This window comes from Hansschlegelia quercus, from assembly GCF_004310425.1.
Taxonomy (GTDB): Bacteria; Pseudomonadota; Alphaproteobacteria; order Rhizobiales; family Methylopilaceae; genus Methylopila; species Methylopila quercus.
Genome location: NZ_SIUB01000001.1, coordinates 268,802 through 294,407 on the forward strand (window position 1 = coordinate 268,802; position 25,606 = coordinate 294,407).

Genomic DNA, 25,606 nt, shown 5'->3' on the forward strand with positions numbered 1-25,606 from the left:
GAGACATGAATGGCCAGGGCGACAAGACACATCGTCTTCAGCCCATCGGCTCGTTCGTCGCTGCTTCAGGCGCTAAAAGCCGTGGGCCGAAAAGATGATGTCGTCGCGCTGTTCGACGATCTTCGCTGCGGCCCGCTTGAGCCGTTAGACCCGGTTCTCCGCGGAAACTGGTTTTCGGATGTGCTCGGCGTGGACTTCGAGGCGGGCTTGGTACCGCTATGGCATCAGGAATTCTGGTCTCAATCGCTTGATCCAAACTACCGGCTGATCGCCTGGACGAACCGCTATGCTACTCAGGACCACCTCGGGTTTCTTGCCTGGGCCTCGCGTTTGGGCGAGCTTCCGGGACAAGTCTGCGATATCTCAGACATTGATTTCGAATGGACGGATCGAGAAGGGAACGAGCATCGACAGAAGCTTTCCGTCTCGCTGGTTCCTCCTGTCCATTTCTCTCTCTACAACCTCTTCGATCAGGCAAGACCGCTCCGCGCGGACGAACGCACGGAAGCCGCCGCGGAATGGCGCAGAATTGGAACGGAGAATGGCGCCTTCCGTGCTGTATTCGATGGCCGGCTGACGTCACTTCCGATAACCGCCTTCGACGAAGCCTTGATATCGGCGACTTCGACAACGCTACGTAAGGCCGCTTTTGTGGTCGGGACAGTTCTATGGGACATGGGTGAAGCGGCAGGCTGGTGCGTGGGCGACCTTGCTCTTGCGGCTCGTCTCGCAGCGATCGTCGAGGATGGGCGGCTTGAAGCGGTAGGCGATATATCTCGCGGCATCCGTTACTGGGAGGTCCGCAGGACTCGGCAGAACCTGCCCGACCAGTCCAGCCAAAACGGCGCCCCAACGTGATCCACGCGCCGGGCCAACTTCAGTTCCTTGTCCGCGACGCGACCGAGGCCGACATGGCCGCGGCCCAGCGCATCTACGCGCCCGAGGTCCGCTCGGGCTATGCGAGCTTTGAGGAGATTCCGCCCGACGTCGCCGAGATGGCGCGGCGGCGGATTGGCGTTTTGGCGCTTGGTCTCCCTTATCTGGTGGCCGAACGCGACGGGGCGATTCTCGGTTACGCCTATGCCGGCAGTTATCGGGCGCGGCCGGCCTATCGCTGGACGGTCGAGGATTCGGTCTACGTTTCGCCGGACGCCCAAGGCCAAGGCGTGGGCTCAGGCCTGCTGGGCGAACTCATCGCTCGCTGCGAGGCCGGGCCGTGGCGGCAGATGATCGCCGTAATCGGCGACAGCCGGAACGCCGGCTCCATCGCGCTTCACGCGCGACTGGGATTTCGCCCGGTCGGCGCCTTCGAGAACGTCGGCTTCAAGCTCGGACGGTGGCTCGATTCTGTTCTGATGCAGCGGCCGCTTCGCGAAGGCGCGGCAAGCCCGCCTGCCTGACAGGCGCCGGCTCAGGCATTTGCCCAACGCAGCTTGAGGCCGCCTTCCGTCCCGTAGACCGGGTCGGTCGCGGGCGTCGGCACTTCGGCGATCCGCGCGATCGCCTCTTCGCGGCCGCCCTCTTCCGGACGGATCAGGTCGAGCGGCTGGTCGGGCGGATAGGCGCCGATCACCAGCAGATCGTCGCTCGCGACAACCCGTTTGTGGCCGGTCCCCGCCGGCAACACCGCGACGTCGCCGGCTTCCAGACGCACGGTTTCGCCGCTCTCCCCGCCGAAGCGCACCTCGACCCAACCGCGGCCGATCGCGAGCGCCTCGTGGCAGGTCGAGTGATAGTGGTGAAACGGGTAGATTCCATTGCGCCAGAAGCCGCCCCAACCATTTGCGCCAAACAGTGATTCCGCCATGACAGCCGGCTGCGGGACGCTCGCGTTGAATGCGCGATGATGGACCAGAAGCGGCAACCTGGGATTGTTCGGCGTCTCGCCGTCATCAGAAAGAAGGAGGGCGTCCGTCATCAGATTGTCGCTCGTAAAAGCCAACGGGATCGCCTCCGCCTGAATCGAGGGCGCTGCGCCCCACGATCAACGGATGGAGGCTTGGCGGGTTCCTTTCAGAGCGTATTGCGGGCGCTTGACGGAGGGGGGGCCCTGTGCGCCATAGTCGTGCCTGCAATCAGATTTTGGACGTACACGGTCTGGCCTCGCATACGGCTCCCGCCGAAGCACTCGCCTCCAAGACACGCACCAAAGTTCGGATTGTGCCCGACCGGCCTTTCGAGGCCGGTCAAATGCGCACATGCGCTTGTCTAAAGGAAACGCGAGAATGGCCAGCGGCGTCGTAAAGTTCTTCAACACCCAGAAGGGTTACGGGTTCATCCAGCCGAACGACGGCGAGAAGGACGTGTTCGTCCACATCTCCGACGTCGAGCGCTCCGGCCTGCACACCCTCGTCGAGGGCCAGAAGGTCGGCTTCGAGGTCGTGATGGACCGCGGCAAGACCAAGGCTGCGAACCTCCGCGCCGAGTGATCGAACCCAACCGGTTCAAGCGAAATGAACGGGGCGTCCTTCGCAGGACGCCCCGTTTTCGTTTGAGGGAGCCAAGCGCCGCTGGGTCATTTCCCCCGCTGCAGCTCGTGCGCCAGCCTGCGGGTGAGGCCGCGCGAGACGAGCCGCGTCGACAGCGCCGCGATTTTCGGCATCGCGCCGGGAATAACGATCGCCTTTCGCGCCTGAAATCCTTCGAAGCCGGCCTTCGCGACATCGGCCGGAGAGACGACGCCGAGCTTGAACAGATTGGCGTTCTGGGCGCCAGCGACCTCCCCGAACTCGGTCGGCGACGGGCCGGGACAGAGCGCCGTCACTGTCACGCCGGAGCGCCGGGTCTCCTCGAACAGCGCCTCCGAGAACGAGAGCAGGAAAGCCTTCGTGGCGTAGTAGACCGCCATCTCCGGCCCGGCCTGAAAGGCTGCGAGCGAGGCGACGTTGAGGATACCGCCTCTGCCCCGGGCCAGCATGCCCGGCAGGAACAGCCCCGCGAGAGCGGTCGGCGCGGCGACGTTCACCTGGATCATCTCGAGTTGCTTGTCGAAGGATAGCTTCACGAACGGGCCGAGCAGGCCGAAGCCTGCATTGTTGACGAGAACGTCGACGATATGTCCGCGCCGCCCGACTTCGATCGCGAGCGCCTTGACGCCGTCCGGCGTCGAAAGGTCGGCTTTCACCGCATCCGCCTCGGCGCCGTGGCTCGCCTTGAGCTCGTCTGCAAGCGTCTTCAGCCTGTCCTCGCGCCGTGCGGCCAGCACCACGCGATCGCCGTTCGCGGCGAACAGCTTGGCGAGTTCAACGCCAATCCCGGCGGAAGCGCCGGTCACGAGCACGGTCCGGCCTGACGTCGTCATTTCTGCTCTCCAAATGGCGCCGATAAGCGCCTCAGAGAGGCGACAACGCTTCCCTGCGCCGACGCGACTGTGTAAGGAACCGCTTCAGCCACGCAACCGCCCTGCCAAGCCGCGCGCCCTCTTCGCGGGATATTTCTCCGCGCGCCGGTCGCACTGAAAGCATGCCATGCCCAAACGCACCGACATTTCGACGATCCTGATCATTGGAGCGGGACCGATCGTCATCGGGCAGGCTTGTGAGTTCGACTATTCCGGCACTCAGGCCGTGAAGGCGCTGAAGGAGGAAGGCTACCGGATCGTCCTGGTCAACTCGAACCCCGCGACCATCATGACCGACCCGGACATGGCGGACGCGACCTATATTGAGCCGATCACGCCGGAGATCGTCGAGAAGATCATCGCCAAGGAGCGCAACGTCGTTCCCGGCGGCCTTGCGCTGCTGCCCACGATGGGCGGCCAGACCGCGCTGAACTGCGCCCTTTCGCTGCGCAAGATCGGCGCGCTCGAGCGTTATGACGTCGAGATGATCGGCGCGACCGCGGAAGCGATCGACAAGGCGGAGGATCGCGAGCTCTTCCGCGAGGCCATGACCAAGATCGGGCTGGAGACTCCGCGCTCCATGCTCGCGCATAATCTGACCGAGGCCTTGGTCGCGTTCGAGGCGATCGGCCTGCCAGCCATCATCCGCCCGTCATTCACGATGGGCGGCACCGGCGGCGGCATCGCCTACAACCGCGAGGAGTTTCTGGAGATCGTCGAGCGCGGCGTCGACGCCTCCCCGACGGACGAGGTCCTGATCGAGGAGAGCGTGCTCGGCTGGAAGGAATTCGAGATGGAGGTCGTCCGCGACAAGGCGGACAACTGCATCATCATCTGCTCCATCGAGAACATCGACCCGATGGGCATCCACACCGGCGACTCGATCACCGTCGCCCCCGCGCTGACGCTGACCGACAAGGAATATCAGCGCATGCGCGACGCCTCGCTCCGCGTTCTGCGCGAGATCGGCGTCGAAACCGGCGGCTCGAACGTCCAGTTCGCGATCGACCCCGCGACCGGCCGCATGATCGTGATCGAGATGAACCCGCGGGTCTCGCGCTCCTCTGCGCTCGCCTCCAAGGCAACGGGCTTCCCGATCGCCAGGGTCGCGGCCAAGCTCGCCGTCGGCTACACGCTCGACGAGATCGACAACGACATCACCGGCGGCGCGACGCCGGCCTCGTTCGAGCCGACGATCGACTACGTCGTCACCAAGATCCCGCGCTTCGCCTTCGAGAAGTTCCCTGGCGCCGAGCCCACGCTGACGACGTCGATGAAGTCCGTCGGCGAGGCGATGGCGATCGGGCGCACCTTCGCGGAAAGCCTGCAGAAGGCGTTGCGTTCGATGGAGACCGGGCTGACCGGCCTCGACGAGATCGAGATCGCCGGCCTCGGCCAGGGCGACGACCGCAACGCCATTCGCGCGGCGCTGGCGCGGCCGACGCCCGACCGCTTCGTGAAATGCGCGCAGGCGATGCGGCTCGGCTTCTCCGTCGAGGAGGTGCACGAGGCCTGCAAGATCGACCCGTGGTTCCTGACTCAGATCCAGGGCCTCGTCGCGACCGAGGAGAAGGTGCGCCGCCATGGACTCCCGGCGACGGAGACCGCGTTCCGGAAGCTGAAGGCGCAGGGGTTCTCCGACGCGCGGCTTGCGACGCTCGCCAAGCTGACGCCGGAGCAGGTCGCCGCGCGCCGCCGTTCGCTCGGCGTCCGCCCGGTCTACAAGCGTATCGACACCTGCGCGGCCGAGTTCGCCTCGCCAACCGCCTACATGTACTCGACGTATGCGCCGCTGTTCGCGGGCCAGGCTTCCAACGAGGCGCGGCCGACAGACGCGAAGAAGATCATCATCCTCGGCGGTGGTCCGAACCGCATCGGCCAGGGCATCGAGTTCGACTATTGCTGCTGCCACGCCTGCTACGCCCTCTCGGCGGCCGGCTATGAGACCATCATGGTCAACTGCAACCCCGAGACCGTGTCGACTGACTACGACACCTCTGACCGGCTCTATTTCGAGCCCCTGACGGCCGAGGATGTGCTCGAGATCATCGAGACGGAGAAGGCGGCCGGAACGCTCCACGGCGTCATCGTGCAGTTCGGCGGCCAGACCCCGCTCAAGCTCGCGACCGCGCTCGAGAAAGCGGGCGTGCCGATCCTCGGCACCACGCCGGACGCGATCGACCTCGCCGAGGACCGCGACCGCTTCAAGCGCCTGCTCGACAAGCTCGCCCTCGTCCAGCCGGAGAACGGCATCGCCTATTCGGTCGAGCAGTCCCGCGTGGTGGCAGGAGACCTCGGCTTCCCGCTCGTGGTGCGCCCGTCTTATGTGCTCGGCGGCCGCGCGATGGCGATCCTGCACGATGACAGGATGTTCTCGGACTACCTGCTCGGCACCTTGCCCGACCTCGTTCCCGAGGACGTCAAGCAGCGCTACCCCAATGACAAGACCGGCCAGATCAACACGGTGCTGTCGAAGAACCCGCTGCTGTTCGACCGCTACCTCTCGGACGCGATCGAAGTCGACGTCGACGCGCTCTGCGACGGCCGCGACGTCCACGTCTGCGGGATCATGGAGCATATCGAGGAGGCCGGCGTGCATTCGGGCGACAGCGCCTGCTCGCTGCCGCCCCATTCGCTCGATGAGGAGACGATCGCCGCGCTCGAGGAACAGACGCGCAAGCTCGCGCTCGCGCTGGACGTCGTCGGCCTGATGAACGTGCAATACGCGATCAAGGATGGGGTGATCCACATCCTGGAGGTCAATCCGCGGGCCTCGCGCACCGTGCCGTTCGTCGCGAAGGTGATGGGTACGCCGTTCGCCAAGATCGCCGCCCGGATCATGGCGGGCGAGAGCCTCGCCTCCTTCGGCCTCACGAAGACGATTCCCGGCCATATCGGCGTGAAGGAGGCGGTGTTTCCCTTCGCCCGCTTCCCTGGCGTCGACACCGTGCTTGGTCCGGAGATGCGCTCGACCGGCGAGGTCATGGGACTCGACGTCGATTACGGCGTCGCCTTCGCGAAGAGCCAGCTCGGCGGCGGCACACGCGTGCCCCGCGAGGGCACCGTGTTCGTCTCCGTGCGAGCGGCTGACAAGGAGCGCGTCCTGGCGCCGATCAGGATGCTCGCAGAACTGGGCTTCAAGGTGATCGCCACCTCCGGGACGCAAAAGCACCTGGTCGCCAACGGCATCGCCGCGCAGACGATCAACAAGGTGCTCGAAGGCCGCCCCCACGTCGTCGACGCCATCAAGAACGGCGGCGTCCAGCTGGTGTTCAATACGACGGAGGGCGCGCAGGCGCTCGCCGACAGCCGATCGCTCCGCCGAGCGGCCCTCTTGCACAAAGTGCCTTACTATACGACGCTGGCGGGTGCGGTGGCGGCGGCGCAGGGGATCAAGGCCTATCTGGGCGGCGATCTCGAAGTCCGCTCCCTGCAATCCTATTTCGGCTGAGATCCCGCTCGCCGAGGTAGACCGGAACGACGACGGGCCTCCCGGCGTTGATTGTCTCGCATGCGCGCCCCGCCGTTTCGGACGGGGCGTCGTCATTTTGTTTAGAGAGACTGGAAATGGACAAGATCCCGATGACCGCCGCAGGTCATGCGGCGCTCGAGGCGGAACTGAAGCAGCGCGCGTCGAACGAGCGCCCGCGCATCATCGCCGCCATCTCCGAAGCGCGCTCTCACGGCGACCTCTCCGAGAACGCCGAGTATCACGCCGCGAAAGAACAGCAGAGCCTGAACGAGGGCCGCATCGCTGAGCTGGAAAGCCAGATCGCGCGCGCGGAGATCATCGACGTCTCCAAGCTCACGGGCGACACCATCACCTTCGGCGCCACGGTGAAGCTGGTCGACGAGGACACTGACGAGGAGAAGGTCTACCAGATCGTAGGTGAGGCCGAGTCCGACGTGAAGCAGGGGCGGGTCTCGATCGGCTCGCCGATCGCGCGCGCACTGGTCGGCAAAAAGGTTGGCGACACCGTCGAGGTGGTGACGCCCGGCGGCGGCAAGAGCTACGAGGTTCTGCAGGTCCGCTTCGCCTGAAGCTGGACGTTTCGATAAAAAACCCTCCGCGCGTCGCAGGACGCCGGAGGGTTTTTTCTTTTTGCGTCTTCGGAACAGCTGATCTTTAGAAGAACATGCTCCAGACGATCCACATGCCGACCGCCGCGCCGACGATGCCGACGATGAGCACAATCGGCATGCCCTTCGGCGCGTCGGTGCCCTGTTTGGCCTCGACGGGCTCCAGCTTGGCGGCCTGATCGCTCGGCGGAATCTGGGTCTGGGCGGTCATGGCAATCTCCTGTGCTCGGGCCCCGTCTCGGGCACGTGTTTGGGAGACAACGGTTGAAGGCGGAAACCGATCCATCACGGGATGGTTTGCGCGGCCCTGCGGGCATGCCCACTCCGGCCGCTCAGAACTTCCAGCGCTGCGCTTTCTCAATAAGAAAGTCCCGGAAGGCGTTGATCCGCGCGACGTTCTTCATTTCCTCAGCATAGACGAAATAGGCCTCGAGGGTCGGCATGTCGGCGTCGTCGAACAGCCGCACCAGCGTGGAATCCTCCTCCACAAAATAGTCCGGCAGCACCGCAAGGCCCGCGCCGGTCTCCGCCGCGCGCTTGATCGCCGCGACAGAATTGATGACGAGTCCCGCCGGCGCCTTCGCCACCGTTTTCAGCCAGTTCACGCTCTGCAGGAAGGACGGGATCGGCCCGCCGAACTCGATGATCCGGTGACCGGCAAGCTCGGTCAGGCTTGAGGGCCGACCATGACGCTTGAGATATTCTGGCGCTGCATACGCATGGAAGTGAACGGTGAACAGCCGGCGCTGAATGAGATCCGGCTGCGTCGGGGCGCGAAGCCGGATTGCGACATCGGCCTCACGCATCGCGAGGTCGAGTTCGTCGTCGGTCAGGATGAGCTGGATCTGGATGTCTGGATAGGCTTCGAGGAACTCGTTCAGGCGCGGCGTCAGCCAGCCGGTGCCGAGCCCGATCGTGGTGGTCAGCTTCAGGACGCCGTGCGGCCGGTCGCGGCTGTCGCTCAGCAATGAACGGGCCTGCTCCAGCTTAGAAAACACCTCCTGCGTGGTGCGGAACAGAAGCTCGCCCTGCTCGGTCAGGATCAGGCCGCGGGCGTGGCGGTGGAACAAAGGCGTCTTGAGCTCATGCTCGAGCGCCGAAACCTGGCGGCTCACCGCCGACTGGCTAAGCGCCAAGCTGTCGCCCGCGCGCGTGAAGCTGCCGGCGTCGGCGGCCGCATGGAAGATCCGCAGCTTGTCCCAGTCCATCCATTCCCCCGAAGGCGGCGCCGGCAAACCGGCGCGGCCCAAACCCCCGTCAGGCCGCGTTACGCGCAGCCTCCTCTCTCGCGAGATAGCGCTCCGCATCGAGCGCCGCCATGCATCCCATGCCGGCCGCGGTCACGGCCTGGCGATAATGCTCGTCGGCCACGTCGCCGGCGGCGAACACGCCGGGCACGTTGGTGAGCGCCGTTCCCGGCTTCACCGACAGATAGCCCGACGGCTTCATGTCAAGCTGGCCACGGAAGAGCTCAGTCGCGGGCGCGTGGCCGATCGCGATGAACACGCCGTCACAGGGCAGGACGGTCGGCTGGCCGGTGCGCGTGTCGACGAGTTTCACGCCCTCGACCTTCAGCGGCGCGCCCGATCCGCCCGAGCCCATCACCTCGCCGATCGTTGCGTTCCACACCACGTCGATCTTTGGATTGGCGTAGACCCGCTCTTGGAGAATGCGCTCGCCGCGGAACCCGTCGCGGCGGTGCACGAGCGTCACCTTCGAGGCGAAATTCGTCAGGAACAGCGCCTCTTCAAGCGCGGTGTTGCCGCCGCCGACGACCACGACCTGCTTGTTGCGGAAGAAGAACCCGTCGCACGTCGCACAGGCCGAGACGCCATAGCCCTTGAACTTCTCCTCGCTCTCGAGGCCGAGCCACCTCGCCTGCGCGCCGGTCGACACGATGATCGCGTCCGCCGTGATGCGGCCGGAGGATTCTGTCTCGATCACGAACGGACGGCGCGAGAGGTCGACCTTGGAGACGTGGTCGGAGATCGTCCGGGAACCCATGCGCTCGGCCTGAAGCTGCATCTGCTCCATCAGCCAGGGGCCCTGGATGGGGTCGGCGAAGCCGGGATAGTTCTCGACATCGGTCGTGATCGTCAGCTGGCCGCCGGGCTGAAGGCCGGAAATGACAACCGGCTCCAGCATGGCGCGCGCCGCGTAGACGGCCGCAGTCCAACCCGCGGGACCCGAGCCGATGATGGCGAGGCGGACGTGGTTTGGCTCGATGCTCATCGTGACGTCGGTCCGTTTGTTTCGCGCTGGCGCCGGGGCGCGCGCATCTCCGCGCCGGGCCGCAGCACAGCGCGGGTCGAGATCATGGCGTCTATGGCCCGCGCGATTTCCCGCGTCGAGTCCAGGACGGGCGCTCTCCCGCATTCAACCATCCCCGTGAACGGCTGGAGATGTCCGCGCCGGGCGAGGCTCGAGACGAGCGAGCAGACAGACGTCGGCGCGGTCGTTGGCACGAAGGCGTGGACCACGGTTCCGGCGGCCAGCGATTCCGAGACGATCCGCGCCGAAGTCGCAGCGGTCACAAGAGCGTCCGCATGCGCCATCAGCGCGAGCTTGGGATCGGGTCCCTCGCCGTCCCAGATGTAGTGTGCGACGGCGCGCAGCGCCACAAGAGCGTCCTTGCCGACGGTGCGGGGCGCGCGGATCGCAATGGTTGCGCCATCGCTCCGAGCTCGGGCTAGACCAGCCGCAAGACGCGCAAGATCCTCAGCCGTCATGCCGCGGCGGCCGGGCCCCTCCCCGATCAGCACGCCGATCAGCGGCCCCGTTCCGGCGCGCGTCACGGGCGGCGGACCGCCACGGGCAGCAAGCAGACGGACCGGATCGATGCGATGCGGCGGAACAGCGACCGAGAGCGACCCGGTCGGTCCCGGAACCTCATGATCCAGCGTCACGACGAGATCGGCGTTCGATGGCGCGCCGGACCCCAGAAACACAGCCAGCGACCGTCCCTCAGACGCCTTTTTGGCGCGGGCGAGATAACGGGCCGAGCGTGCGCCGGCAGCGACGATCAACTCGGGCCAGGGGTCTCCGGACCGCGGGGCGATCGGACCCGCGCCGCGCTCCGGCGCCTCGCGCGGATCGATCGGCGCCCAACGCGGCAGGAAGCGCCAGAGCGCGCGCGGCGACACACGCCGACGTTCGACGCGGTCGGCGACGGATTCGACGACGGCGAGGCAGGAGTCCTCGAAATCCGACGTCCCGTCGGTCAGGCTCCAGGCGCGCATGACATGACTGTCGGATGCGCGAGCCTTGGTTGCAAGGGTCCGGGACGCTTTGTCCCCGGCGTGAGGCGCCGCGGCGTCAGCCGCCGGAGGTCATCGCCTGCGTCAGCTCGAGGCTGGGGTAGCCGTCGGCGGGCAGCCGGTATTTCTGCTGCGCCTTGCGGGTCGCCCGGCGCGTGTCGAAGCCGAGCTTGCCGTCGATCTCGTCGGCCGGCAGGAGACCGTCACGGGCGAGCAGGGTCTGGAGGCTCTTCAGCTCGTCGGCGCTGAGCGCGCGCACCGGCGCATTGCCTTCAGACACCGCCGGCGCGCCATCGAGCCGGGTCGCAAGGTAGGCCGCCGTCAGAGCGTAGACGAACGAGGCGTTCCACGTGCGGTAGACGTCGAAGTTGCGGTAGGCGAGGAAGGCCGGCCCGTTCCGACCCATCGGCAGCAGAAGAGCCGCTGGCGCATCGTCCGGCATCAGTTCGCCCGAACGCGGCTTCACGCCCCAGCGTCTCCATTCCGCGACCGAGTGCTTGATCTCCACATCGGCCTCTTCCCAAGGCATCTCGGCCGGAACCGCGACCTCCTGGATCCACTTCTCGCCGCGCTTCCAGCCGAGGTCAGCGACGTATTTGCCGGCCGACGTCAGCGCGTCAGGCGTCGAGCGCATGAGGTCGCGGCGGCCGTCGCCGTCGGCGTCGACGCCGGAGCGGATGTAATCGACCGGCATCATCTGGGTCTGACCGAGCTCGCCCGCCCACGCCCCGTGCATGTCGGTCGGCGCGAGATCACCACGGTCGACGATCTGGAGCGCCGCAATCAATTGCGGGCGGAAGAAGTCCGGGCGGCGGCAGTCGTAAGAAAGCGTCGCGAGCGCATTGCGCGTGTCGAACTTACCGAGATTGGCTCCGAAATCGGTCTCGAGGCCCCAAAACGCCGTGATCACCGAGCCTGGGACGCCGTAATCGCGCTCAATCGCCGCGAACAAGTCTGCGCGCTCCTTGAGCAGCTTGGCGCCCTTCTGCGGGCGTGGCGGGCCGGCCATTCGTCCGGCGAATTGCAGGAAGGTTTGCTGGAACACGGATTGCGCACGGTCAGCCGCCAGCACCTTCTGATCGATGCGGACGTCCCTCAGCCCCTCGTCTATCGCGCGATCTGAAACGCCGCCCGCCCGGGCCTCCTGGCGCACGCCGTCGAGCCACGCGTCGAAGTCGCCGCCGCATGGGGCTTTCGGCGCCGACTCGGGCGGCGTCTCGACAGGGGCGGCGTAGGCCCCGCTCGCTGCGGCGACGGCGCAGGCGACGAGCGCTGCACGAAGGCTGAAGGTCATCGCTGAGGTTCCGGAACCGCGTCGAAGCGCCACTGACGTCAAGCTCTCTCGCGCGTCAAGCAGGCGAAGAGATGGCGACCGTCTTCAACCGCCTCGTTTCAGCCGAAGAACGAGGCTCTCGATCGTCTTCTCCGCGCGGCGCATCCCAGGCTTCCCGCGGGCTCCGGCATAGGCTTTCTTCAGCGCGCCGCTGACGAAGGCTTCGACGACGACGGCGTGGACATAGGACTTCCGCACGACGGCCGGCGTGTTCGAGAGCTTCTCGGAAACTGCCTTCATGACGTTGGCGAGCTGCCGCTTGCGGCCCCGTTCGCTTGTAGCGGGCTCTATGCCGACGAGCTCTTCGGCGGCCGTGGCGCTCGCGCCGAGCTGGCGCAAATCCTTCGCCGTCACGGGGAGGCCAGTGACCTCGCGGAGGTATGCATTGACGTCGACCGAGGTGATACGGCGAACCTGGCCGTCCGCGTCGCGATACTGGAATAGACGTTTGCCCGGCAAGGAGCTGACCCGGGCGAGCGCGCGCGCCAGTCTGCCGGAGCGCATCGACACCGCGATGTCCTTTCCGCCCTTACCGCGAAAGCCGAGCGCGACAGTCTCGCCGGAGATCTTGACGTGGCGCTTGAGCAGCGTCGAAGCGCCATGCGCCTTATTGGAGCGGACGTAGGACTCGGATCCGACGCGGATATGCGTCTCGTCGATCAGCGCCACGGCCGTCGCCAACGCCTTGGTCTTGCTGAGCTTCGGGCTTGTCATGTCGCGGGCGACCGCGCGGCGGAGCTTCGGCAGCGCCTCGATCACGCGGTCCAGCCGCTCGACCTTGCGGAGTTCGCGCACCGCATCCCAGTCGGGATGGTAGCGGTATTGCGACCGGCCGGCCTCATCGCGGCCGATGGCCTGAAGGTGGTGTGCGGCGCTCGTCGCGATCCGCACGTCTTCATAGGCCGGCGGAATAGCGAGCGAGCGGATGCGCGCCAGTACGGCTTCGTCCGTGATCTTGCCGCCCTTCTTGTCGACGTAGGAGAAGCTTTTGCCGGCGCGCTTGCGCTGGATCGAGAGATCGCGCGGCTTCGTCAGTTTCAAGCCCGCTTCTGCGGCGATCTGCTCGATCGAGAGCTCCTCCTCGGCGGCCATCAATGCGATCTCAGCGCGTCGATCAGCTTCGGCTTCGGCGCACGGGAGAGACCGGAAAGGCCGATCTCCTTGGCCTTCGCGTAGAGCTCGTCGCGGCCCCACTCCTCATACTTCGGCGATTTGCCGCCCTTATGCGACGGCGCGTTCTTGCCCTTGTTCCCGTACTTCGCCTGCGCGTTCGAGATGCGAGCGGCCTTTTCAGCGCTGTTCCCCTGCTCGCGCAGCTCTTCATAGAGTTCGGGGTTCTTGATCGAGGGATTCGCTTTCGTCGCGGCGCTCGGCTGGGATTTTGGCATCGTGCGCTCCTCTTGGGTGATCATCCCCTAAACAGCGGCGGAAGCGCGCCGGTTCCGGCGGCACCTTAATCGCGTATAGGTTGCATTTTACGGATTTACTTCATCCGGCAGCGAGCGGAGCAGGACTACCGACAAGGCGTGGAGATCACGCCATGACCATGACGTCCGCCCTCTCGATCGCAGCATCCGGCATGCGGGCCGCGAACACGCGCTTCGAGGTCGCAGCCTCGAACATCGCCAACGCAGGCAGCACCGAAACGGCGCCGGAGACAGGCGAGACCATCGCCTATCGCCCCCGCGCGGTGCGCCAGACGGCGCAGCCTGACGGGGGCGTATCGACTGTCGTCACAGCGCAGGCGACCAACACGGACGTCGATCTCGGAAGCGAAGTCGTCGACGCGCTCGGAGCGCGGGCCGCCTATCGCGCCTCGCTCGCCGTCGCCGTCGTCGCCGACGAAATGTCTAAAAGCCTCCTGGACGCCTTCAGCCCCCGCCGGGAAAGACGCGCCTGAGCGTCCGCGCTTGCTTCGCTCCGCCGCCGCGCCATTAAGCTGAAGCGGCGAGCGGATCGCGAGGGAGCGGCAATGAGCGCGGCGCTGGTCGAGGTTACCCGCGGCCTCGCCGTCGAAAGCCGACATCACGGCTCGGTCGCAGTCTGCGACGCTGATGGCGCGCTGGTCTTCAACGTCGGCGACGTCGAGCGCGCGGTGTTTCCGCGGTCCGGGGTCAAGGCGCTGCAGGCGTTGCCGCTGATCGAGAGCGGAGCTGCCGATCGATACGGCCTGACGGATTCCGAGATCGCGCTCGCCTGCGCGTCGCATGCCGGCGAGCCCGAACATATCGCGACCGCCGCAGGCGTCCTCGCCCGCGCCGGCCTCGACGCCCATGCGCTCGAATGCGGCGCGCACTGGCCGCTGAGCGAGGCGAGCGCGCGGGCGCTGGCCGCGAGCGGCGCGGGGCCGACCGCGCTCCACAACAATTGCTCGGGCAAGCATGCCGGCTTCCTGTGCCTCGCCTGCGCGATCGACGTGGATCCCATCGGCTATGTCGCCGAGGACCATCCGGTGCAGCGCGCGGTTTCGGCGGCCATCGAGGAAACGACCGGCACGCGGCTTTCGGAGGCGGCCTCCGGCGTCGACGGCTGCGGCATCCCGGCTTTCGCCATCCCGCTGAAGAACCTCGCCATCGCCTTTGCCCGGCTCGGCACGGGCGCAGGGTTCGCGCCGGAGCGCGCAGCTGCCGCAAAACGGCTGCGTGAGGCGGTGTGGTCGGCGCCGTTCCAGGTCGCAGGCTCCGGCCGTTTCGACACCGAAGCCATGCAACTCGCCCCTCGCCGGGTCTTCACCAAGATGGGCGCAGAGGGCGTCCATCTCGCCGCGCTCCCCGAACTCGGCCTCGGCGTCGCGCTCAAGATCGACGATGGCGCGGGTCGCGCGGCCGAGACGGCGATGGCCGCCGTCATCCGCCGGCTGTTGGCTGTGGAGGGCGACTTCGCGGCGTGGCTGGATGCGCGAACCTACCGGCGGCTCCACAATTGGTCCGGCGTGGAGGTCGGCGCGATCCGCGCGGGAGAGGCGCTGTCGAGTTAGACGGCCGCGCTCGACCGAGCCGCCGTCTCCGGCGCCAGCACCGCCTGCGCCACAAGCAAGGCGTCGCGGTTGGCGCGGATGTCGTGGACGCGAAACATCACGGCGCCCGCCGCCCAGCCTAGCACCGAGGTTGCCACCGTGCCGAACACGCGCTCTTCCGGCGTGCGCTGGATGATGTGGCCGATCAGCGATTTGCGGGACGTTCCGAGCAAGACGGGAAAACCCATCGCGGCGAGCGCGTCGACGCGCTTGATGGCGGTGAGGTTCTGCTCGACCGTCTTGCCGAAGCCGACGCCGGGATCGAGCGCGATCGCGTGATCCGGCACGCCCGCCTTCTGCGCGATCTCAATAGAGCGGCCGAGGAAACGCTTCATGTCCTCGACGACGTCGAGGCTGGCGTCGACCTCGGTGCGGTGATGCATCACGACGACTGGCGCGCCGTGCTCGGCGGCCACGCGGGCGATGTCGGGGTCGCGCTGCAGGCCCCAGACGTCGTTGACGATCTCGGCCCCAGCCTCGAGCGCGGCCACTGCAACCTTGGCCTTCATCGTATCGATCGAGATGGGCGTCGGGATCGCGGCCCTAACGGCGCGGATAGCAGGCACGACGCGGCGGATCTCCTCCTCGGCGTCCACTGCCTGATAGCCCGGCCGGGTGGATTCGCCGCCGATGTCGATGACGTCCGCCCCGTCCTCGGCCATGGCGCGCGCGTGCTCAGCCGCGATCTCGGCCGCCTGGAACCTGCCGCCGTCTGAGAAACTGTCCGGCGTGACGTTGAGGATGCCCATCACGCGCGGCCCGCCGGCGCGGTCGAACAAGGAGGCTGCGGCGAAAGGAGACGGCATCGGACGCTCGGAGTAGGGGCGCGAGGGATGCGCGTCTAGAAGGGCGTTCTCAATACGTCATCATCGGCGGCAGAGTCTTCGCTTCCGCGATCCATTTCGCCACCGTCTTCTCGGAGGGCGGCGAGCGCACCAGTTTGCGCTTGTCGTTCACCTCCATGATGGCGCGGGTGAGGTTTGCGACATTGCGGTTCTTGAGCCCCTTCACCGTATCGACGCCGGCGGCCTCCAGGAGCTCGGAATATTCCGCGCCGACGCCCTTCAGCCGAAGCAGGTCCGCGATGTTCGCGAATTTCAGAATCCGGCTTTCCGCAATCTCCGAAGCGGCCGCCAGCGCCTTGCGGCCGCGCGGATCCTTTGCGCGCTCGAGAAGCGTTTTCGTCGTGCGAACCCCAACCTTCTTCAGTTTCTGAGCAAGCTCCGGCCCCACCCCTTCAATGCTCGCGATTGGATAGCTCACCGTCCCCCCCGGGCTGTCGGATCCTTCTCACTCAGGCCCGGACCAGGCCGGACTTACGCTGAACGCCAGTCGCCGCTCCCCCGAGCGACCTCTCTCAGACGAAGGCCTCAAGACCCGGCACCGCCCCCACGATGAGCCCAGTCGTCTCGTCGCCCACCGTTTCCCGGGAATAGGCGAGCAACTCTTTCGTCACCACCTGCACCTCGCCGCCGGAGAGGCCGGCGGCGGTCAGGGCGTGATAGGCCGCCATCGCGCCGAAGCCGGCATAGCCCGGCGAACCCGCCTTCTCCGCGCGGCCCTCGTCGAGCATCGGGCGCGCGCCGGGCATGGCGTCGACCAGTTCGTTCACGGCCTGCCCCGGCGCTTCCGTCTCTAGAAACACTAGGATTGTCTTCACCGCCGCCGAGGCCTTCGCGTGGTCGATATGCGCGGCGTTCGACAGCCTCGTTAGCAGTTCGTCCATGTGCCGCCCTTCCCCGTCGCCGTCTTTTTGCGGCCGCGCATACTACGGAGCAGGCCGGCGAACACAAGTTCGCCCAAATGGGCGCTTTGGCCGCTTGGTTCGTCCTCGGCGGCATGCGACCTTCCTGCCGCTTCAGATGCATCGAGGACGGCGCCAGTGCTCGTGGACGGCAATATTTTCATCGGCTCTAGCTTCGGCAAGAAGGATCACGAGCCGAAGGGCGAGTTCCTCGAACTGAAGCTCGCGAACCGTCACGGCCTCATCACGGGCGCGACGGGCACAGGCAAGACGGTGACGCTCCAGGCGTTGGCGGAGGGCTTTTCGGCAGCCGGCGTTCCGGTGTTCGCCTCCGACATCAAAGGCGACCTCTCAGGCATCGGGGCGATGGGCGAGCCGAAAGACTTTCTCGTAGCTCGGGCCAAGGAGATCGGCCTCGACCCATACGAGAACGACAAGTTCCCGGTGATCTTCTGGGACCTCTTCGGCGAGCAGGGTCATCCGATCCGCACAACCATCTCCGAAATGGGGCCGCTGCTGCTGTCGCGCCTGATGGGCCTGAACGACACGCAGGAAGGCGTGCTCAACATCGTCTTCAAGGTCGCCGACGAGCAGGGCCTTTTGCTGCTCGACCTGAAGGACCTTCAGGCGCTGCTCGGTTACGTCGCGGAGAACGCGGCGGAGCTCACCACCGAATACGGCAATGTCGCCAAGGCGACCGTCGGCGCAGTCCAGCGTCAGCTCCTGGTGCTGGAGCAGCAGGGCGCCGCGAAATTCTTTGGCGAACCCGCGCTCTCGCTTAGCGACCTGATGCGTAAGGACGCTAAGGGTCGCGGCTTCGTCTCGATCCTCGCCGCCGACAAGCTGATGGCAAGCCCGCGGCTCTATGCGACATTCTTGCTGTGGCTGATGTCGGAGCTGTTCGAGCAGCTGCCGGAGGTTGGCGATCCCGACAAACCGAAGCTCGTGTTCTTCTTCGACGAGGCGCACCTGCTGTTCGATGAGGCGCCGAAGATCCTGATCGACAAGGTCGAGCAGGTCGTGCGCCTCATCCGCTCCAAGGGCGTCGGCGTCTATTTCGTGACGCAGAACCCGATCGACGTGCCGGAGACGGTCGCCGGCCAGCTCGGCAACCGGGTTCAGCATGCGCTACGCGCCTACACCCCGCGCGACCAGAAGGCGGTGCGCGCCGCGGCCGAAACCTTCCGCGCGAATCCTGACCTCAACACGGCGCAGGTGATCTCCGAGCTCGGCGTCGGCGAGGCGCTGGTCTCCACGCTCGAAGGCAAGGGCGCGCCCTCGATGGTGCAGCGGACGCTGATCCGCCCGCCCGCCGCCAAGATCGGCCCGATCAGCACGGAGGATCGCAAGGCCGCGATCGCCTCCTCGCCCGTCGCCGGCCATTACGACATCGCGATCGACCGCAACTCCGCCTACGAGATGCTGGGGAAGAAGGCCAAGGACAAGGTCGTCGCCGAGCAGGCTGAACAGACGGCGCAGGAGGCCGACGCTGGCGGCATTGGCGGGCTGTTCAAATCCGTCTTCGGCGGAAGCTCCGGCCGCAAGGGCTCGCTCAACCCCGGCCAGCGCGTCGCGCGCGAAGTCACCCGCACCATCGTCAATCAGACCGCCGGCAACATCGCGGCGCAGGTCGGCCGCTCCGTCGCAGGCTCGCTTGGCGGTTCGGTCGGTCGCGCGCTGGTGCGCGGCGTGCTGGGGAGCCTGCTCAAGCGTTGACCTTGAAGACGGCGTGCAAACTTCGCACACACGTCTTCGCGTGAAACAGCGCAGGAGCATCTCATGTCCGATCTCGACCGCGCGCTGGAGCGCGCCGACGCCAATCACGAGGCGAGCCTCGAGCGGCTGTTCGCCTGGCTGAAGATCCCGTCGATCTCGACCGACCCGGCCTATCGCCATGGCTGCCGGGAGGCGGCCGACTGGTTGAAACGCGAGCTCGGCGGCCTCGGCTTTTCAGCCTCCGCGCGCGAGACGCCCGGTCATCCGATCGTCCTCGGGAGCATGCTTAAGCCGTCCGCCCCGACCGTCCTCTTCTACGGCCATTATGACGTGCAGCCGGTCGATCCGCTGGAGAAGTGGACCACGCCGCCGTTCGAGCCGCGGATCATCGAGGGCGGCGGCAAGAAGGTCGTGGTCGCCCGCGGGTCGAGCGACGACAAGGGTCAGGTGATGACCTTCGTGGAAGCCTGCCGCGCCTGGCTCGAGACCACGGGTTCACTGCCGCTCGGCGTCACGATCATGATCGAGGGCGAAGAGGAGTGCGGCTCGACCAACCTCCCGGCGTTCCTCGAAGAAGCCAAGGACGAGCTTGCGGCGCAGGTCGCGCTGGTCTGCGACACCACCATGTGGGCCGAGGGCAAGCCCGCCATCACCTCGTCCCTCCGCGGGCTGATCTATGAGGAGGTGACGGTCATCGCCGCCGACCGCGACCTTCATTCCGGCATGTATGGCGGCGCGGCGAGGAACCCGCTCCACGTCCTGTCGGCGATCGTCGCTGCGCTGCACGACGAGAGCGGCCGCGTGACAGTGGCGGGCTTCTATGACGGCGTGCCCGAGACGCCCGAGGAGGTGCGCGAGCAATGGCGAGGACTTGGCCTCGACGCCGACGCTTTCCTGAAACCGATTGGCCTGGCGATCCCCGCCGGCGAATCCGACCGCATGATCATCGAGCAGATCCAGTCGCGTCCAACCTGCGACGTGAACGGCATGTGGGGCGGCTACACCGGCGCCGGCGCGAAGACCGTGATAGCGTCGGAGGCGCACGCTAAGATCTCCTTCCGCCTCGTCGGCGATCAGGACCCCGCGGCGGTGCGCGATGCGTTCCGCGCCTTCGTGCGGGAGCGGCTGCCGGCGGACTGCAGGGTCTCGTTCGAGGGCCATAAGGGCTCGCGGGCGATCCGCGTGCCGTTCTACAGCCCTGCCCTTTCCAAGGCCGGCGCGGCGCTTGCCGACGAATGGGGCGTCGCGCCGGTCACGATCGGCTCCGGCGGGTCGATCCCCGTCGTCGGCGACTTCAAGCGGACGCTCGGCCTGGACACGCTGCTCGTCGGCTTTGCGCTCGACGAGGACCAGATCCACTCCCCAAATGAGAAGTACGACCTCGAGAGCTTTCGCAAGGGAACGCGCTCGTGGATCCGAATCCTGGCGGCGCTCGCGAGCTAGAACCCCAGCTACCGCAACGCAGCATTACCGAATGCGCATTAGGAGGCAGCAACCCGTATCGCGCCTTGAACGACGCTCGTAAATACCTCTGACGTCGTCGTGAATCGCCAAGGGGTCGACTTTTCTGAACGTCCGTTCATACTGCGCTTGCGAATGAAACAGCGCGTCGCGCCGCCGTGCGGGCCGGCCGACCGCGTTCTTCGGAGCGGTGAACATGCGGATGTTCAGACCCAGCGCAGGGCTGTTGCCCGGCGCGATGGCGACGCTTTGCGTCTCCGGCCTTTCAGCTTTCGCGGACGACCTGCGCTCCACGCAGGTGCTCGTCGAGGGTGGGGTCTTCCTCGCCCATGCCGAGACCGAGGCCGCGTTCGCGCGTCTCGATGCGCCGAAGCCTGACGCCAACGCGCTGCTCCCCAAGCTCACCGCCTATTGGGAAGGCGGCGGAGCGTCGTTCGGCCAGGCGGGCTCGGCAAGGCGTATCGGCTCCGGCGGATCGACCTCGCAGATGCGGCTGGGCGCCGAGCGGGGCTTCAACGGCGCCATCGTCGGCGCGATGGCGAGCGCAGGCTTCGGCAGCGTCGGCTCTGGCGATCTTGGCTCCCAGACCATCGGCCAGCATGTCGACCTCTATGGGCGCGTCGATCGAGGCTCGTTCTTCACCAAGCTGCTGTTCGGCGGCTCGATGTTCGACTTCTCCTCGATCCGCCGTGGGCCGGACGACGACGCGTCCAAGGCCTCCGCGATGTCCTACGGGGCGCGGGCCGCAGCCCAGTTCGGCGCGAACCTCTCGCTGCGCGGGGTCAAGGTCACGCCGACCGTATCGCTCGCGACCTACGCCAACCGGCTCGGAGGGTACGACGAGTGCGGCGGCGCGACGCCGTTCGATTTCAACGCGCGTTGGGCGACCGCCGCCGTGGGTTCGTTCCGGTTGAACGGGTCGCGCAGCTTCCGCGTCGGCCCGACCCAGGATGTCGAGCTTCGCGGGTTCCTCGGGACCGAGGACGTGCTCGGTTACAGCGCGACCCGCGCGGCCGCGGTCGATTCGTCGGGCGTGCGCCAGCGCCTCGCACGCGAATCCGCGCCTACCGGCCGCGGCGTGGTTGGCGGACTCGGCGTCGGCACGACCCTCGCCCCCGGGATCAGCATGACGGTCGACTACGATTACGGTCGCAGGGACAGCGTCTCGACCCATTCGAGCCGAGCGCGGCTGGGTGTCTCATTCTGACGGCTGAGCCGTAGCGAAATTTCGGCTGGCCGGCCGTTGCTGCAGCGCAACCTAGTTCCATTGTCCATAATGGCTTGAGGCCCCCCTCTATGGCAGGGTCTGCGGCGATCCCCCATCGCCCGAGACGCGCATGACGATGACGACCGCCCCTGCGACTGGTTTCGCCGCCGATTTTCCGGCGACGGAGGACGCCTGGCGCGCGGCGGCGGAAGCCGCGCTCAAGGGTCGGCCGCTGGAGCCTCTGATTTCGCGCCGCACGATCGACGGCGTCGCGGTCGCGGGTCTTGCGCCCCGCGCCGTGCCGCGGGTCATCGTGGGCCGTCCTGCCGGCGCGCGTTGGATCGCGATGAGCCGCATCGACGTCGCGGATCCCGAAGCCGCGAACGTTCAGGCGCTCGAAGACCTCAACAACGGTTCGTCCGGCCTGTCGCTGGTGTTTGCAGGACAAGACCGATCCGGCCTCGTCGCAGACAATCTCAAACGCCTCGCGAAGGCCCTGCACGGGGTGATGCTCGACCTCGCGCCTATCCACCTTGACGCCGCGCCTTACCAGGCGGAAGCGGCGGCGGCGCTGATGGCGGCGTTCGTCGAAAAAGGACAGGTCGCGCCCTCGGACGTCTCAATCCTGTTCGGCCTCGACCTGCTCGGCGACGCCGTCCGCGCCGGCGCGTTCGCGCGCGAGTGGAAGGAGGCCGCCTCCCGCGGCGCGGCGGCGCTGAACGAGTTGCGCGCCCGGGGCTTCGCCTCGCCGGTCTTCGTGATCGACCAGCGCACGGCCCATGATGCCGGAGCCAGCGAGGCGCAGGAGCTTGCCGGCGCGCTGGCCTCTGCCGTCGAGCATGTGCGAGCGCTCACCGACGAGGGCGTCGACGCCACGAGCGCAGTGGATTCGATCGCCTTCGTCTTCGCCTGCGACGCCGACCAGTTCGCGACCATCGCCAAACTCCGCGCCGGGCGCTTGCTGTGGGCGGCGATCCGGCGGGAGCTCGGCCTCGGCGATCGCCCGCTCCACATTCACGCCGAAACCTCGCGGCGGATGATGACGCGCAAGGATGCCGAGACCAATCTCGTTCGAACCACCATCGCCGCTTTCGCCGCGGGCGTCGGCGGCGCTGACTCGGTGACGGTGCTTCCCTACGATCAGGCGATCGGCCCCGCGGGCCCGGACGCACGCCGTCTCGCGCGCAATGCACAGTCGATCGTGCTCGAAGAGACCAACGCCTATCGCGTCGCCGACCCGGCAGCCGGCGCCGGCGCGATCGAACAGCTGACGGACGCGCTCGCCGAAAAAGCCTGGGGGCTGTTCCAGGACATCGAGAAGGCCGGCGGCATGCGCGCCGCGGTCGAGAGCGGCCGTTGGGCGGCAGATATCGCCGACGTCAGGAAGAAGCGCGCGGCCTCCATCGCAACGCGCAAGAGCGCGATCGTCGGGGTGAGCGAATTTCCCAAGGCCGGCGAGCGCACGCCGGACGCTCCCGCCACTCCTGCCCCGACCTTCGCAGCAGCGACTAGCGCTTCCTCGGCCTCGGCCTTCCCCGACATGGCGCGGGCCTTCGCGAACGGCGCCTCCTTCGCCGATTTCGCTGTGCAGCCGTCCGGTCCGCGCGCGACCGCGCTCCTGTCCCAGCGGACCGCTGAGGCCTTCGAGACAATGCGCGACCGCAACGAGGCTCAACATCCCCAGCCGGCCGCTTTCCTCGCGCTGGCGGGACCGATCGCGCGACATTCCGCCCGCGCCGGCTTCATCCGCAACCTGCTCGCCGCCGGTGGCATCGCCGCGATCGAAGGCCCGACCGGATCGGACGAGGCGGCGGTGGTCTCGGCGTTCAAGCAATCGGCCGCCGCGACCGCCATCCTTTGCGCGGACGATGCGGACTATCCGGAGACGATCGGCCTGATCGCAGCGTTGAAGAAGGCCGGCGGGACGGTCTGGATCGCGGGCCGCCCGAAGGACGGCGCGGACGCGCTCGAAGCCGCAGGCGCCTCGCGCTTCGTGGCGGCGGGCGACGACGCGCTCGCCGTGCTGGAGGCGGCCTCCGCCCCTGCGCTGACGAGGGGAGCTGCGGCATGAGCCTGCCCGATTTCGCCTCGATCGGCTGGAAGAAGCCCGACCTCGCCGCGCCGGAAGCTAAGGCCGACCCCTGGATAACGCCGGAAGGCGTCGCCGTGCCGCCGATCTATGGCGCCGCCGATCTCGAAGGCCTCGAAGGGCTCGACACCTGGCCCGGCCTGCCGCCGTTCATCCGCGGCCCCTACACCACGATGTACGCCTCCCAGCCCTGGACGATCCGGCAATATGCCGGCTTCTCCACGGCCGAAGACTCCAACGTCTTCTATCGCGCCAACCTTGCGGCGGGTCAGACGGGCGTTTCCGTCGCGTTCGATCTCGCAACCCACCGCGGCTACGACAGCGACCATCCGCGCGTCGCCGGCGACGTCGGCATGGCGGGCGTCGCGATCGACTCGATCTACGACATGCGCACGCTGTTCGACGGCATCCCGCTCGACAGGATGTCGGTGTCGATGACGATGAACGGCGCGGTGCTGCCCGTGCTGGCGTTGTTCGTCGTGGCGGCGGAGGAGCAGGGTGTCGGGCCGGAGAAGCTGTCGGGGACCATTCAGAACGACATTCTGAAGGAGTTCATGGTCCGCAACACCTATATCTACCCGCCTGCGCCCTCGATGCGGATCGTCTCCGACATTTTCGCGCACACGTCGCAGCACATGCCGAAGTTCAACTCGATCTCGATCTCCGGCTACCACATGCAGGAGGCGGGAGCGACGGCGGACCTCGAGCTCGCCTATACGCTCGCCGACGGCGCGGAATATGTCCGCGCCGGCATGGCGGCGGGCCTCGACATCGACCGCTTCGCGCCGCGCCTGTCGTTCTTCTGGGCGATCGGCATGAACGTCTTCATGGAGATCGCCAAGATGCGGGCCGCGCGCCTCATCTGGACGAAGCTCATGACCGACCTGGGCGCGAAGAACCCAAAGTCGCTGCCCTTGCGCACACACAGCCAGACGTCCGGCTGGTCGCTCACCGCGCAGGACGTCTACAACAACGTCATCCGCACCACGCTGGAGGCGATCGCGGCGACGCAGGGCGGGACCCAGTCGCTGCACACCAACTCCTTCGACGAAGCGCTGGCGCTCCCGACGGATTTTTCCGCCCGGATCGCCCGCAACACGCAGCTCGTGCTGCAGATGGAGAGCGGCACGACGCGCTTCATCGATCCATGGGGCGGCTCGGCCTATGTCGAGAAGCTGACGCACGACCTCGCGACCAAGGCGCTCGGCCATATCGCCGAGATCGACCGGCTCGGCGGCATGGCGAAGGCGATCGAGGCCGGCGTGCCGAAGCTGCGCATCGAGGAGGCGGCCGCCACCACGCAGGCGCGGATCGATTCCGGCGAGCAGATCGTCGTCGGCGTGAACGCCTACAAGGTGCTAAAGAACGAGACGCTCGACGTCCGCCAGATAAAAAACGCCGAAGTCCGCGCGGCGCAGTTCGCCAAGCTGGAGCGCCTGCGCGCCGAACGCGACCCGAACGCGGTCGAGGCGGCGCTGAGCGCGCTCGAGAACGGCGCGCGTGGAAACGGCAATCTGCTCGCGCTCTCCATCGAAGCGGCGCGGGTGGAGGCGACGGTCGGCGAGATCACCCAGGCGATGGAGCGTGTGTTCGGGAGGCACCGCGCCGAGATCAAGTCGATCTCCGGCGTCTATAAGCGGGAGGCCCGCAACATGGGCGCGATCGAGGACGTGCAGAAACAGGTCGAGGCGTTCGAGCGGGCGGACGGACGGCGGCCGCGCATCCTGGTGGCCAAGGTCGGCCAGGACGGCCATGATCGCGGCCAAAAGATCATCGCCTCGGCCTTCGCCGATCTCGGCTTCGATGTCGATATCGGGCCCCTATTTGCGACGCCCGAAGAGTGCGCCCGGCAGGCGATAGAGAACGACGTCCACGTGGTCGGCATTTCAACCATGACCGCGGGCCACCTTACGCTCGTGCCGGCGCTACGCGACGCCCTACGGGCGGAGGGTCGCGGGGACATCATGATCGTTGTGGGCGGCGTCATTCCGCCGGTCGACTACCCCGCGCTGAAGGAAGCCGGCGCCAGCCTGATCTTCCCGCCCGGCACGGTGGTCGCGAACGCCGCGAAGGACCTTGTTGCGCAGCTCAGCGCCAGCCTCGGCTACACCGACGCGCAGGCGGCGGAGTGATGGACGACCAACAGACGGGCGGCGAGCCCGATCCCGAAGTCCTGGAGGCTTTCGCGAGGCAGCTGTTCCGGAGCGAAAACCCGCCCGACGTTCTTTGGGACACGGCGCTGTTCGAGCGAATGGGCCGTTCCATCAACGGCCTAAAGGTTGCCGACGCCGAAACCAAGGCTGCGTACCGCGCGCGGACATTACGTGCGCTCGCCGATACGGAGCCGAATGCATAAGGGCGCC

The 25,606-nt window shown here is 67.0% G+C and carries 25 protein-coding genes; 13 read left to right on the forward strand and 12 right to left on the reverse strand.

Features of this window, described 5'->3' with window-relative positions; translation table 11 throughout:
* Window positions 1-9: 9 nt before the first annotated feature.
* Both EYR15_RS01280 and EYR15_RS01285 read left to right on the forward strand, forming a co-directional pair.
* Window positions 10-858 (forward strand): DUF3658 domain-containing protein, encoded by an 849-nt coding sequence (locus EYR15_RS01280; protein ID WP_131001075.1) that lies wholly within the window; start codon window positions 10-12, stop codon window positions 856-858.
* A complete protein-coding gene (locus EYR15_RS01285; RefSeq protein ID WP_280986905.1) occupies window positions 855-1,400 on the forward strand; it encodes a GNAT family N-acetyltransferase in 546 nt (181 codons plus the stop codon). The genes EYR15_RS01280 and EYR15_RS01285 overlap by 4 nt, the downstream gene beginning before the upstream one ends.
* Before the next feature lie 11 nt (window positions 1,401-1,411).
* On the opposite strand, the gene EYR15_RS01290 is transcribed toward EYR15_RS01285, so the two are convergent.
* Window positions 1,412-1,918, reverse strand: coding sequence for a cupin (locus EYR15_RS01290; protein WP_131001076.1), 507 nt, complete (start codon window positions 1,916-1,918; stop codon window positions 1,412-1,414).
* A gap of 307 nt (window positions 1,919-2,225) precedes the next feature.
* Here EYR15_RS01290 and EYR15_RS01295 point away from each other — a divergent pair, with 307 nt between their 5' ends.
* Window positions 2,226-2,429: a cold-shock protein gene (locus tag EYR15_RS01295; protein WP_131001077.1), complete on the forward strand. Its 204-nt coding sequence runs from the start codon at window positions 2,226-2,228 to the stop codon at window positions 2,427-2,429.
* An 86-nt stretch (window positions 2,430-2,515) separates the two neighbouring features.
* Here EYR15_RS01295 and EYR15_RS01300 read toward each other — a convergent pair whose 3' ends face one another.
* On the reverse strand, window positions 2,516-3,301 hold the full coding sequence (locus EYR15_RS01300; protein ID WP_131001078.1) for an SDR family NAD(P)-dependent oxidoreductase: 786 nt from the start codon (window positions 3,299-3,301) through the stop codon (window positions 2,516-2,518).
* Between the two features lie 166 nt (window positions 3,302-3,467).
* Here EYR15_RS01300 and carB point away from each other — a divergent pair, with 166 nt between their 5' ends.
* Together carB and greA are read left to right on the forward strand one after the other, a co-directional pair.
* Window positions 3,468-6,791, forward strand: coding sequence for a carbamoyl-phosphate synthase large subunit (carB, locus tag EYR15_RS01305; protein ID WP_131001079.1), 3,324 nt, complete (start codon window positions 3,468-3,470; stop codon window positions 6,789-6,791).
* 116 nt (window positions 6,792-6,907) lie between these two features.
* The gene (gene greA / locus EYR15_RS01310) at window positions 6,908-7,381 is read left to right on the forward strand and encodes a transcription elongation factor GreA (protein WP_131001080.1); all 474 of its coding nucleotides are present in this window, start codon (window positions 6,908-6,910) and stop codon (window positions 7,379-7,381) included.
* A gap of 85 nt (window positions 7,382-7,466) precedes the next feature.
* On the opposite strand, the gene EYR15_RS16905 is transcribed toward greA, so the two are convergent.
* The 7 genes from EYR15_RS16905 to EYR15_RS01340 form a co-directional block, all read right to left on the reverse strand.
* On the reverse strand, window positions 7,467-7,631 hold the full coding sequence (locus EYR15_RS16905) for a hypothetical protein (protein WP_165455389.1): 165 nt from the start codon (window positions 7,629-7,631) through the stop codon (window positions 7,467-7,469).
* 121 nt (window positions 7,632-7,752) lie between these two features.
* A complete protein-coding gene (locus EYR15_RS01315; protein WP_131001081.1) occupies window positions 7,753-8,628 on the reverse strand; it encodes a LysR family transcriptional regulator in 876 nt (291 codons plus the stop codon).
* Window positions 8,629-8,677: 49 nt separating this feature from the next.
* Window positions 8,678-9,652: a thioredoxin-disulfide reductase gene (trxB, locus tag EYR15_RS01320; RefSeq protein ID WP_131001082.1), complete on the reverse strand. Its 975-nt coding sequence runs from the start codon at window positions 9,650-9,652 to the stop codon at window positions 8,678-8,680.
* Window positions 9,649-10,659: an ELM1/GtrOC1 family putative glycosyltransferase gene (locus EYR15_RS01325; protein ID WP_131001083.1), complete on the reverse strand. Its 1,011-nt coding sequence runs from the start codon at window positions 10,657-10,659 to the stop codon at window positions 9,649-9,651. Before EYR15_RS01325 ends, trxB begins: the two co-directional genes overlap by 4 nt.
* A gap of 76 nt (window positions 10,660-10,735) precedes the next feature.
* Window positions 10,736-11,971 (reverse strand): lytic murein transglycosylase, encoded by a 1,236-nt coding sequence (locus EYR15_RS01330; protein ID WP_131001084.1) that lies wholly within the window; start codon window positions 11,969-11,971, stop codon window positions 10,736-10,738.
* A gap of 84 nt (window positions 11,972-12,055) precedes the next feature.
* Window positions 12,056-13,102 (reverse strand): DNA topoisomerase IB, encoded by a 1,047-nt coding sequence (locus EYR15_RS01335; RefSeq protein ID WP_131001085.1) that lies wholly within the window; start codon window positions 13,100-13,102, stop codon window positions 12,056-12,058.
* The gene (locus tag EYR15_RS01340) at window positions 13,102-13,398 is read right to left on the reverse strand and encodes a DUF7218 family protein (RefSeq protein WP_131001086.1); all 297 of its coding nucleotides are present in this window, start codon (window positions 13,396-13,398) and stop codon (window positions 13,102-13,104) included. Before EYR15_RS01340 ends, EYR15_RS01335 begins: the two co-directional genes overlap by 1 nt.
* 152 nt (window positions 13,399-13,550) lie before the next feature.
* On the opposite strand from EYR15_RS01340, the gene EYR15_RS01345 reads away from it, so the two are divergent.
* Together EYR15_RS01345 and EYR15_RS01350 are read left to right on the forward strand one after the other, a co-directional pair.
* Window positions 13,551-13,910, forward strand: a complete 360-nt coding sequence (locus tag EYR15_RS01345) for a flagellar basal body rod protein FlgC (protein WP_131001087.1) — start codon at window positions 13,551-13,553, stop codon at window positions 13,908-13,910.
* Between the two features lie 72 nt (window positions 13,911-13,982).
* Complete coding sequence (locus EYR15_RS01350; protein WP_131001088.1) at window positions 13,983-14,987, forward strand: asparaginase; 1,005 nt, start codon at window positions 13,983-13,985, stop codon at window positions 14,985-14,987.
* On the opposite strand, the gene folP is transcribed toward EYR15_RS01350, so the two are convergent.
* The 3 genes from folP to EYR15_RS01365 form a co-directional block, all read right to left on the reverse strand.
* Complete coding sequence (gene folP / locus EYR15_RS01355) at window positions 14,984-15,832, reverse strand: dihydropteroate synthase (protein ID WP_131001089.1); 849 nt, start codon at window positions 15,830-15,832, stop codon at window positions 14,984-14,986. The two genes, EYR15_RS01350 and folP, sit on opposite strands and share 4 nt — an antisense overlap.
* 49 nt (window positions 15,833-15,881) lie before the next feature.
* Window positions 15,882-16,289 carry a DUF4332 domain-containing protein gene (locus EYR15_RS01360; protein WP_131001090.1) on the reverse strand — a complete coding sequence of 136 codons (408 nt, stop codon included), beginning with the start codon at window positions 16,287-16,289 and terminating at the stop codon, window positions 15,882-15,884.
* Window positions 16,290-16,383: 94 nt separating this feature from the next.
* On the reverse strand, window positions 16,384-16,752 hold the full coding sequence (locus EYR15_RS01365; protein ID WP_131001091.1) for a hypothetical protein: 369 nt from the start codon (window positions 16,750-16,752) through the stop codon (window positions 16,384-16,386).
* Between the two features lie 156 nt (window positions 16,753-16,908).
* Between EYR15_RS01365 and EYR15_RS01370 the strand changes: the two genes are divergently transcribed.
* From EYR15_RS01370 to EYR15_RS01395, 6 genes are all read left to right on the forward strand, one after another.
* A complete protein-coding gene (locus tag EYR15_RS01370) occupies window positions 16,909-18,486 on the forward strand; it encodes a helicase HerA-like C-terminal domain-containing protein (RefSeq protein WP_131001092.1) in 1,578 nt (525 codons plus the stop codon).
* A gap of 63 nt (window positions 18,487-18,549) precedes the next feature.
* On the forward strand, window positions 18,550-19,929 hold the full coding sequence (locus EYR15_RS01375; RefSeq protein ID WP_131001093.1) for a dipeptidase: 1,380 nt from the start codon (window positions 18,550-18,552) through the stop codon (window positions 19,927-19,929).
* Between the two features lie 214 nt (window positions 19,930-20,143).
* Window positions 20,144-21,154 carry a hypothetical protein gene (locus tag EYR15_RS01380; RefSeq protein ID WP_131001094.1) on the forward strand — a complete coding sequence of 337 codons (1,011 nt, stop codon included), beginning with the start codon at window positions 20,144-20,146 and terminating at the stop codon, window positions 21,152-21,154.
* Between the two features lie 130 nt (window positions 21,155-21,284).
* Window positions 21,285-23,225 carry a methylmalonyl-CoA mutase family protein gene (locus EYR15_RS01385; RefSeq protein ID WP_131001095.1) on the forward strand — a complete coding sequence of 647 codons (1,941 nt, stop codon included), beginning with the start codon at window positions 21,285-21,287 and terminating at the stop codon, window positions 23,223-23,225.
* Window positions 23,222-25,375, forward strand: coding sequence for a methylmalonyl-CoA mutase (gene scpA / locus EYR15_RS01390; protein WP_131001096.1), 2,154 nt, complete (start codon window positions 23,222-23,224; stop codon window positions 25,373-25,375). Before EYR15_RS01385 ends, scpA begins: the two co-directional genes overlap by 4 nt.
* Entirely contained in the window at window positions 25,375-25,599 is a 225-nt protein-coding gene (locus EYR15_RS01395) for a hypothetical protein (RefSeq protein ID WP_131001097.1), read from the forward strand. The genes scpA and EYR15_RS01395 overlap by 1 nt, the downstream gene beginning before the upstream one ends.
* Window positions 25,600-25,606 lie beyond the last annotated feature (7 nt).

Excerpts from the sequence above, each read along its gene's own strand:
- EYR15_RS01280 (WP_131001075.1), top strand. The coding sequence starts at position 10 with ATGGCCAGGGCGACAAGACACATCGTCTTCAGCCCATCGGCTCGTTCG.
- EYR15_RS01290 (WP_131001076.1), bottom strand. The coding sequence starts at position 1,918 with ATGACGGACGCCCTCCTTCTTTCTGATGACGGCGAGACGCCGAACAAT.
- EYR15_RS01295 (WP_131001077.1), top strand. The coding sequence starts at position 2,226 with ATGGCCAGCGGCGTCGTAAAGTTCTTCAACACCCAGAAGGGTTACGGG.
- EYR15_RS01300 (WP_131001078.1), bottom strand. The coding sequence starts at position 3,301 with ATGACGACGTCAGGCCGGACCGTGCTCGTGACCGGCGCTTCCGCCGGG.
- carB (WP_131001079.1), top strand. The coding sequence starts at position 3,468 with ATGCCCAAACGCACCGACATTTCGACGATCCTGATCATTGGAGCGGGA.
- greA (WP_131001080.1), top strand. The coding sequence starts at position 6,908 with ATGGACAAGATCCCGATGACCGCCGCAGGTCATGCGGCGCTCGAGGCG.
- EYR15_RS16905 (WP_165455389.1), bottom strand. The coding sequence starts at position 7,631 with ATGACCGCCCAGACCCAGATTCCGCCGAGCGATCAGGCCGCCAAGCTG.
- EYR15_RS01315 (WP_131001081.1), bottom strand. The coding sequence starts at position 8,628 with ATGGACTGGGACAAGCTGCGGATCTTCCATGCGGCCGCCGACGCCGGC.
- trxB (WP_131001082.1), bottom strand. The coding sequence starts at position 9,652 with ATGAGCATCGAGCCAAACCACGTCCGCCTCGCCATCATCGGCTCGGGT.
- EYR15_RS01325 (WP_131001083.1), bottom strand. The coding sequence starts at position 10,659 with ATGCGCGCCTGGAGCCTGACCGACGGGACGTCGGATTTCGAGGACTCC.
- EYR15_RS01330 (WP_131001084.1), bottom strand. The coding sequence starts at position 11,971 with ATGACCTTCAGCCTTCGTGCAGCGCTCGTCGCCTGCGCCGTCGCCGCA.
- EYR15_RS01335 (WP_131001085.1), bottom strand. The coding sequence starts at position 13,102 with ATGGCCGCCGAGGAGGAGCTCTCGATCGAGCAGATCGCCGCAGAAGCG.
- EYR15_RS01340 (WP_131001086.1), bottom strand. The coding sequence starts at position 13,398 with ATGCCAAAATCCCAGCCGAGCGCCGCGACGAAAGCGAATCCCTCGATC.
- EYR15_RS01345 (WP_131001087.1), top strand. The coding sequence starts at position 13,551 with ATGACCATGACGTCCGCCCTCTCGATCGCAGCATCCGGCATGCGGGCC.
- EYR15_RS01350 (WP_131001088.1), top strand. The coding sequence starts at position 13,983 with ATGAGCGCGGCGCTGGTCGAGGTTACCCGCGGCCTCGCCGTCGAAAGC.
- folP (WP_131001089.1), bottom strand. The coding sequence starts at position 15,832 with ATGCCGTCTCCTTTCGCCGCAGCCTCCTTGTTCGACCGCGCCGGCGGG.
- EYR15_RS01365 (WP_131001091.1), bottom strand. The coding sequence starts at position 16,752 with ATGGACGAACTGCTAACGAGGCTGTCGAACGCCGCGCATATCGACCAC.
- EYR15_RS01375 (WP_131001093.1), top strand. The coding sequence starts at position 18,550 with ATGTCCGATCTCGACCGCGCGCTGGAGCGCGCCGACGCCAATCACGAG.
- EYR15_RS01380 (WP_131001094.1), top strand. The coding sequence starts at position 20,144 with ATGCGGATGTTCAGACCCAGCGCAGGGCTGTTGCCCGGCGCGATGGCG.
- EYR15_RS01385 (WP_131001095.1), top strand. The coding sequence starts at position 21,285 with ATGACGATGACGACCGCCCCTGCGACTGGTTTCGCCGCCGATTTTCCG.
- scpA (WP_131001096.1), top strand. The coding sequence starts at position 23,222 with ATGAGCCTGCCCGATTTCGCCTCGATCGGCTGGAAGAAGCCCGACCTC.
- EYR15_RS01395 (WP_131001097.1), top strand. The coding sequence starts at position 25,375 with ATGGACGACCAACAGACGGGCGGCGAGCCCGATCCCGAAGTCCTGGAG.